This window comes from Janthinobacterium sp. LPB2021202312-11-4, from assembly GCF_037049705.1.
Taxonomy (GTDB): Bacteria; Pseudomonadota; Gammaproteobacteria; order Pseudomonadales; family Pseudomonadaceae; genus Aquipseudomonas.
On the sequence record NZ_JBAGKV010000062.1, the window covers coordinates 1 to 8,299 of the forward strand.

Annotated in this window: 8 protein-coding genes; 5 read left to right on the forward strand and 3 right to left on the reverse strand. The window is 56.6% G+C overall.

The window, feature by feature from the left end; genetic code table 11:
* From V5E99_RS30625 to V5E99_RS30645, 5 genes are all read left to right on the forward strand, one after another.
* Positions 1–368, forward strand: a 368-nt coding sequence (locus V5E99_RS30625) for a hypothetical protein (protein ID WP_499806238.1), incomplete at its 5' end; no start/stop codon positions are given.
* Positions 368–784: a hypothetical protein gene (locus V5E99_RS30630; protein WP_499806240.1), complete on the forward strand. Its 417-nt coding sequence runs from the start codon at positions 368–370 to the stop codon at positions 782–784. The genes V5E99_RS30625 and V5E99_RS30630, both read left to right, overlap by 1 nt.
* 68 nt (positions 785–852) lie before the next feature.
* Positions 853–1,230 carry a UCP019853 family protein gene (locus tag V5E99_RS30635; protein ID WP_499806242.1) on the forward strand — a complete coding sequence of 126 codons (378 nt, stop codon included), beginning with the start codon at positions 853–855 and terminating at the stop codon, positions 1,228–1,230.
* Positions 1,231–1,578: 348 nt separating this feature from the next.
* Positions 1,579–1,902 (forward strand): hypothetical protein, encoded by a 324-nt coding sequence (locus tag V5E99_RS30640; protein WP_499806244.1) that lies wholly within the window; start codon positions 1,579–1,581, stop codon positions 1,900–1,902.
* 203 nt (positions 1,903–2,105) lie between these two features.
* On the forward strand, positions 2,106–2,945 hold the full coding sequence (locus V5E99_RS30645; RefSeq protein WP_499806246.1) for a 23S rRNA (adenine(2030)-N(6))-methyltransferase RlmJ: 840 nt from the start codon (positions 2,106–2,108) through the stop codon (positions 2,943–2,945).
* A gap of 152 nt (positions 2,946–3,097) precedes the next feature.
* On the opposite strand, the gene msrA is transcribed toward V5E99_RS30645, so the two are convergent.
* From msrA to V5E99_RS30660, 3 genes are all read right to left on the reverse strand, one after another.
* On the reverse strand, positions 3,098–3,748 hold the full coding sequence (msrA, locus tag V5E99_RS30650) for a peptide-methionine (S)-S-oxide reductase MsrA (RefSeq protein ID WP_499806247.1): 651 nt from the start codon (positions 3,746–3,748) through the stop codon (positions 3,098–3,100).
* A gap of 170 nt (positions 3,749–3,918) precedes the next feature.
* Positions 3,919–6,612, reverse strand: coding sequence for a sensor domain-containing phosphodiesterase (locus V5E99_RS30655; RefSeq protein ID WP_499806249.1), 2,694 nt, complete (start codon positions 6,610–6,612; stop codon positions 3,919–3,921).
* A gap of 253 nt (positions 6,613–6,865) precedes the next feature.
* Positions 6,866–8,260 carry an alkaline phosphatase D family protein gene (locus V5E99_RS30660; RefSeq protein WP_499806251.1) on the reverse strand — a complete coding sequence of 465 codons (1,395 nt, stop codon included), beginning with the start codon at positions 8,258–8,260 and terminating at the stop codon, positions 6,866–6,868.
* Positions 8,261–8,299 lie beyond the last annotated feature (39 nt).

The following is an 8,299-nucleotide window of genomic DNA, read 5'->3' on the forward strand; positions in this document are numbered from 1 at the left end:
TTGAACTCCAAATGGTTGGAGTATCAAAAAAACGGTGGGTACTTCAGACCTTCCCTAGCTGCGAACATGGTGAAAACAAGAGGTGGAGAGCCGTTCCAAGCTCTAAATTTATAAGCTATACAGCACAGCTGAATGCTTATAATGAAACGATGACAAGGGAGGCTAGAAAAATGTCTCGTTTTACTGGCGAGGATAGTAAAGGGAATTTGGTAGTAAGAATGGATGCTGAAAATATAGGTCAGGGATATGAGCCTAACCCTTTAGATCCAAAAAATCCGCGTTTCATTCCTCAGATGAACGCCTTTGAGATGAAATTCGACTTCGAAACCTTGCAGCCTATCGCGCTGTATCCGATAGAGAAAATTTAATGCTGATGCATCCATTTATTGATACTCCATACAATCCAAGCCTAGGGCTCTTTCTCGGTGGGTTTGATATATACGGCCGCGAGGAGAGTCTTGGTGTTGAATTGGCGGCATACGATCCTGACTGTACTTTGGATAGAGAGTTTTTAATATCTCGGTTTATTATCAAGCGCTTTGCTGGGTTAAGTTATAGGCACAAGTTTGTTTTGTTTTGTGTGCTGAGTGAAGCTCTTGATGGTGACTCGAGTGTGTTCTCTAAAATTTTTGACCATGATCCTATGGCTCATTCTTTGCTTCCTGTTGGATGGAGTGAAATGATAGATCCAAAGGCGTTTTTTGAAGATGTACATATTAAGCTATCCGAGGCGTGGCGTGATGATCTGTATAAAGCCAGTCAAGAGGATTTTTTAAACTGGTAAGCGCTTTTGCCTCGGTAGAGTCTGAATAAATCTGTCCCGATCTTTATGCGTTTTTTAGGGGGCGTTGAGTGATAAATAAATATGCTGCGATTATTCTGGCAGTAGGTCCTCTCGTTGGCGAAGAAGTTTTATTGCTTGTTAATGGCATAAAAGTTAAGTGCTTTGCGAGTTACTGCCCCGCAAAAATCGAGGTGGGAGAGTCCTACAAGGTGGAGTTCGAGATAGTCCTTCCTGATGATGATTTTATTACCGTTGAAGAAAAGCGAATCCACACACAGATTGAAATGATAGACGGAGGGTTTGCATGCTTTCTATATGGCTATTTGGATGGAAGTATCCTCAGATCCTTCGTTGACTTTACGGATCAGGAAATCCACTACGACTATCCAGCGCTTAATGAAAAATTCGTCAAGGGCAGGGTGGACAGAATTGATGTGGCTTTCTGATAGGGGGGCGAAATTTCTGGGCAAGGTCTTCGGAAGTTTCCTTCAACTCGTATCGGTTTTCATGAACTGGTGCGAAATGCTTTCCATCGATAGTCTTTGGTGGTCGCTGAAAACTCAGTGGCAGGGTGTAGGAGCCCTTCAAAGCCGTTGGAAATGTATTGGCGTCGAAGCTTGGTTTGCGGCCGTTAACGTGCGTCCGTAAGATCAGTTGCGGCGGCTGTGCGCGGGCACGCTTCGGCGTGGTCGAGTTTTCCAAAGGCCTCGATATTCCTACCCCGCGCATAGCTGCCACCCTAGCCTGTAGGAAGGCTGATGGCAGTTTCCATTTATTGCCTTTGGAATTCGAAAATGAAAACTCTTCACCCCGACCCACCCTACGAAAAACCAATCCCCCACCCCGACAACCGCTACATGGCGCTCACCAGCAATTGCAGTGAGATGCCCACCCTGTTCGTCGACACCCACGCCCCGCTCGATGTTTTGTATGACGCTGCCAACTATCGAATTCGCGCCGTTACTCAGGTGCTTGAGAACCTGTCCATGCGCGGTTCGATCGAGTGTGATTCGATGATTCTCAGTGACTTTGCCTTGCTCTGTGCCATTCCGTTGCGCGATGGCTGTGATGTGCTGGATGTGGTTGGTCGGCGGTTGCGGGCTCGGTCGCCGGAGTAGCGGCGAAGGGCTTTTGTGGTGAGGGGCAAGCCCTCTCGCCACAAGGGCAGGATCAAAAGATCGCAGCCTTCGGCAGCTCCTACAGGGATCGTTGCCACGCTTGTGCCGTGCGGAGTCAGGCGCGATCAGATGCCCGCTCGGCCGCGAAGCCCTGACGTTCGGCTCGGTACAAGGTAAACTTCCCGGCCTTCGCAGGAGCAATCATGAATTATCGTCACGCCTTCCATGCCGGCAATCACGCCGATGTGTTCAAACACCTGACTTTGACCCGCCTCATCGCTCTGATGTCGCGCAAGGAGCAGCCGTTTGCCTATCTCGACACTCACGCCGGTATTGGTCTGTATGACCTGCAGGGTGATCAGGCGAGCCGTACCGGCGAGTACCTGGAGGGGATCGCGCGGTTGTGGGATCAGCCGGATCTGCCGGAACTGACCGCCGATTACATGAAGGTGTTGCACGACATGAACCCGGATGGCCAGTTGCGCTATTACCCGGGGTCGCCGGAGTTGGCGCGGCGCCTGACGCGGCCGCAGGATCGGGTGATGCTCAACGAAAAGCACCCAGAAGACGGTTTGCTGCTCAAGGACAACATGGCCGGTGATCGTCGGGTGAAGGTTCACCTGGGCGAAGGCTGGCATGTGCCTCGCGCGATGTTGCCGGTGCAGGAGAAGCGCGCGGTGATGTTGATCGATCCGCCGTTCGAGCAACTGGATGAAATGCAGCGATGTGCGGCGTCGCTGAAAGAGGCGATTGGCCGGATGCGTCAGACCGTGGCGGCGATTTGGTACCCGGTGAAGGACCAGCGTTTGCTGCGTCGTTTCTATCAGGACCTGGCCGGCACGGGCGCGCCGAAGTTGTTGCGCGTGGAGTTGTTGGTGCATCCGCTGGATACGCCGAACAGCCTGAACGGCTCGGGGCTGGCGATTGCGAATCCGCCGTGGGGGCTGGAGGAGGAATTGCGTGAATTGCTGCCGTGGTTGTCCCAGAAGCTGGGGCAGACCCAGGGTGGATGGCAGATGGATTGGTTGATTGCCGAGAGTTGATCACCGATTGATCGTCCGACGCGGAGCGTGGGAACGATCTGCCAGCAAGTCACAAGCAAGATCAACAGATCGCAGCCTTCGGCAGCTCCTACAGGGTGAACATAAATCCCATGTAGGCGCTGCCGAAGGCTGCGATCTTTTGCTTTACGGCATCAAATCGGGCAAGTCACGCCCGTGCCGCCGATCCCGCAATACCCTTCAGGGTTTTTCGCCAGGTACTGCTGGTGATAGGCCTCGGCGAAGTAGACCGTTGGGGCTTCTTCGATTTCGGTGGTGATGGTGCCTTTGCCGGCCTTGGTCAGTTCAACCTGAAACACTTGTGCGCTGTGCTTGGCGGCGGCGAGCTGAGTCGGGCTGGTGGCGTAGATCACCGAGCGGTACTGGGAGCCGATGTCATTGCCCTGGCGCATGCCCTGGGTCGGATTGTGCAGTTCCCAGAACATCTTCAGCAGTTCGTCGTAGCTGACTTTCGCCGGTTCGTAGACCACCAATACCACTTCGCTATGGCCGGTCAGGCCCGAGCAGACTTCTTCATACGTCGGGTTCGGCGTGAAGCCGCCGGCGTAACCCACCACCGTGCTGACCACGCCTTCGCGCTGCCAGAACTTGCGTTCCGCGCCCCAGAAGCAGCCGAGGCCGAAGATCGCGAAATCCACGTCGGTGACGAACGGGCCCAGCAGCGGCGCGTCGTGGACGAAGTGTTTTTCCGGCAGGTTCATCGGGGTTTCGCGGCCAGGCAGAGCTTGTTCTTTAGTCGGGAGCACGTTTTTGTTCACCAGAATTTCCGAGCGCAAGACCATCATCAGTCCCCTCAGTCAGGTTGAGTTGTAAATACATAGACCGCCAGTGTGCCGAATTATCCCTGTGGGAGCGAGCTTGCTCGCGATTGCGGTGTGTCAGTCAGTATTGACGTCACTGAGAGACCGCAATCGCGAGCAAGCTCGCTCCCACAGGGATTGGCGATGTCCTGCTGTCAGACGAGAGGGCCGCGCGGGTAGCGTTTGAGCTTTTCGATCAGCTCGGAGCCCGGGATGGGCCGGTCGAACAGGTAGCCCTGGCCGACGTCGCAACGGTGGCGGCGCAGGAACGCCAGTTGTTCGGCGGTCTCGATGCCTTCAGCCACGACCTTGAGTTTCAGGTTGTGGGCCATGGCGATCACCGCGGAGGTGATTTCCATGTCGTCCTGGTTGTCCGGGATTTCGTGGATGAAGCTGCGATCGATCTTGATGATGTCGATCGGGAATTTTTTCAAGTAGCTGAGCGACGAGTAACCGGTACCGAAGTCGTCCATGGCCAGGGTCAGGCCCAGGCGTTTGAGCTGGTCGAGCTGCAAGTGGGTGTCTTCGGTGGCTTCCAGCAGCAGGCCCTCGGTCAGCTCCAGCTCCAGCAGATTCGACGGCAGGGCTTCTTCCTTGAGGATGCTGGCGATGGACGCCACCAGGTCCGGGTCGGAAAACTGCTTGGGCGACAGGTTGATCGCCACTTGCAGATTGCCCAGGCCAGCGGCGGTCAGTTCCTTGCTCATGCGGCAGGCCTGACGGGCGATCCACTTGCCGATCGGAATGATCAGGCCGGTTTCTTCGGCGACGCTGATGAACTGGTCCGGGCGGATCATGCCTTTTTCCGGATGGTTCCAGCGCAGCAAGGCTTCCATCCCCAGCAGACGACCGCTGCGCAGGCACAGCTTGGGTTGGTAGAACACGTCCAGTTCGTTCTGGGTCAGTGCGCGGCGCAGGTTGTTCTCGACGAACAATTTGTAACTGGCCTCGGCGTTCAGCGCTTCGGTAAACACCTGGACTTGGTGCTTACCATTAGCTTTGGCCTTATGCAGGGCGAGGCCGGCGTTGCGCATCAGTGTCTGCGGATCGCGGCCATGCAGCGGCGCGCAGGCCAGGCCGACGGAGCCGGTGACGCTGATCAACTGGTTGTCGACGAACATCGGTTTGTCGAGGGTCGCCAGCAATTGGTTGGCGACGAGTTGGCCGGCCGAGAGGTCGGTGTTGTCCAGCAGCACGGCGAATTCGTTACTGGCAAAACGCGCCAGACTACCGCTCGGGCTCAAGCTGTTGCGCAGGCGTCGGGCCAGGCTGATCAGCAGTTTGTCGCCGGTCTGGTGGCCGAGGCTGTCGTTGATCCGCTTGAAGTTGTCGATGTCCACCAGCAACAGGCTGATCGGGGTATCGCTGTCTCGGGCGAAACGCTCATCCAGGTTGCGGATAAACGCCGGGCGGTTACCGAGGTTGGTCAGGTTGTCGGTGTAGGCCAGGCGCTCGATGCGCTGCTGGGCGAGTTTGGTCTGGGTGATGTCTTCGTAGATGCCGATGTAATGCGTCAGCTCACGGTTGTCGCCGTACACCTTGGAGATCGACAACTGGCCCCAGTAGGGTTCCAGATTTTTGCGCCGGCTCTTGAATTCACCCTGCCAACTGTTGCTTTTGGCCAGCGCCGACGGCGCGTCGAACAGCAGTTCGCTGAGGTTTTCCAGCGCCGGCAGTTCCGACAGTCGCTGGCCGTGGACTTCTTCGGTGCTGTACTGGGTGATCGCGGTGAAGCTCGGGTTGACGTACTCGACCACGCCATCGCAATTGACCAGCAAAAAGGCGTTGGCACTTTGCTCCACGGCGCGCTGGAACAGGTGCAGGGCGCTGGTGGCGGTGCGGCGGTTGTGGTTGTTGATGACCTGGGCGAATTGGTCCGCCAGCTCACCGGCGAAGGCGATTTCGTCGGACTGCCAGGCGCGGGTGACGCCGGTCTGCTCCAGGCACAACACACCGACCACTTGGCCATCGACGCGGATACTGGCGTCGAGCATGGCGTTGACGTCCCGCGGGCGCAGGCTTTCGGCCATGTGCCGGGTCCGTGGGTCGCGCATCGCGTTGTGCGCGTCGATGGCGCGACTGGTTTGCAGGGCTTCCAGATAATCCGGGAAGCCACTGACGTCGATCGGTTCCGGCAGTTGGTAATCCTGGGTCGCGCGGTGATAGGCCGAGATCGGCACCAGCGTCGAACCTTCGAGGTTCCACAGGCTGGCGCAGTCGATTTCATAGATATCGCAGGCGCAACGGGTGATCAGCTCGGCGGCTTCCTTCAGGGAATTGCCGGAGCTGTAGCGCTGACGGGTCAGCAGCAGGATCAGGTCTTGCTGGGCGCGCACTCGGTCCAGGTGCAGCAACTGTTCTTGCTGGGCACGCTGGTTGAGTTCCAGGGCGATTTGCAGGCGCGAGTTCTGGGTTTCCAGGTCGAGGGCCGGCAACAGCGGCTCGCCCTCGAACAGGCCATCCACCACCAACAGGTAGCCGCGCAGCAGGTGACGATTGTGTTGTTTGTAGGCTTCGCCCAGTTCCAGCAGGCTCAAGGTGCCCGCAGTGGTGTGCAGGGTGTAGCGGATCAGGTAATGCGGGCTGTCGGCGAGTTGCAGCTGGATGGCGTCATGCAGTTGATAGCGCGCTTCGGGCTCCATCAGGCTGGCGTAGGGCGAACCGACCAGTGCACACAGCTCCACCGCCGGCAGGCCGAACTGGCGTTCGCAATTGGGATCGAGAAACAACAGCGCCCAGCTCGCTTCATTCAGCCGTTCGAAACGCAGCATGCCGAGCCGCGAGGGCACAGGCAACTGCGTCACTACCTCGGCCACCATACGGCTGGCGGCATCGGGTTGGCTTTTCATTGGGGGGAACTCGCTTCGAATATGCTGATCGCGCCGGGCTCTCGCCCTCTTAACTGTTGCCTGCGGCAAGGTTGCATCATTGCAGCACCGACTGACAAGAGACATGAAGGCCAAGTGCTATAAGAATATGTCGGCAGGAGGGGGTATTTCTCCAGTGGCGGGCAGAAAGTAATGGTTTTGGGAGAAAAGATCGCAGCCTTCGGCAGCGCCCACAGGCGCGCAGGAGCTGCCGAAGGCTGCGATCTTTTGACTTTTAACGCAACGGAATGCTCACAGACTGCAATAAAGCACCGTCCCGATCGTGGTAATTCACCCGAACCTGCGCCGCCTCCACCACCACATGCGCAAAATTATCCTGACTCACCACTTTGCTCGTCAGCTCATGTCGATATTCCCCAGCCGCCGTACGCGCCAGTGGCTGATCAAGGATGAACGTCGATTCCCGGGCATACGGCAACAACTTGCTGTTGCACAGCGGCGAGGAAACGATGGTGTGAACGTTGAAGCCCGAATCCTCGCTGTGGGTCAGGTGACTCGTCAGGGAGCCATGGACATCGCCGGAAACGAAGATGACGTTCTGGACGCGATGCGTACGAATCGTCTCCAACAGACGCAGGCGTTGTTCCGGGAAGGCTTTCCAGGCGTCGTCGCCATTGAGCTTGCGGTCGGGGTAGAACATCACGCTGGTGACCACGAATATGACCCGTGCCGGGCTATGGATCAGCCATTTAATGAGTGCACTCTCTTGTTCTTCATCGAGGATGCGTCGGTCATCGGCGGACAGGTTGCGCCGGGTTCGGCTGTCGGTGACAAACCATTCGATATCGCCTTCAGTGAACTGATACCAATACTGCTGAAGTTTTCGGTCTACTTGGCCGTCGGCCAATAATGGGTGGGCCGGACTATGACTGGCTTGATAAAGCTCATAAGCGGCCATGGCATTTTTATACAAGTAGTTATCGTTTTTGCCTTTGTTGGCGGGCCAGTTGTCTTCGATTTCATGGTCGTCGAGGATCATGTAAGTCGGTGTGCCGGCCATCAACTTACTGATATTGGGTTGTGAAAACGCCGCGCGGTATTTAGCGAGTATTTCGTTGTAATCACGGTCAGGGGCTATGCGGTTCAAGTCGTCGACGTAAATCTGGTCCCCGGTCATCAGTGTGGCGCTGATCGGTGGGGCCGCCCGTTCCGCCAGTTTCGTCATCGACGCGAAGATCCGGTCGCCCAGGTGCGGAGCCGAGGCGATGCCGGCGGTCATGCGCAGGTAGCGGCACGACCCGACGATATAGGCCCGGGGCAGGGTGGCTTTGCTGGAACGGGTGCGAACACGATAAATCTCCCGGGGCCATTGCAGCGGCAACTCCTGCACCGTTCCCACGGTGTGCACCGGGCTCATGGGGCTGAACCAGCCGGCCTGGTATTCGTATTCGGTGTCTTCGTTCAGGTTGTTCAAGGCAATGACGTCAGACATGTCCCGCGAAATATCCAGTTTGGCAAACTTGCCTTTAGTCCAGCGCTCATCGCCCACCCGTCGATAACGAATGCCGGCAAATACCAAAGCGCCGTTCTGAATGTCGCCGCGCAAGAAAATACGCGTGTGATTAGTTGTCGTGTGGCCAATAATCGGGCCGACAGTGGGTTTGAACATATTCGAATCCGTTCGAAGTCATGCTAACTAAGCAATTAA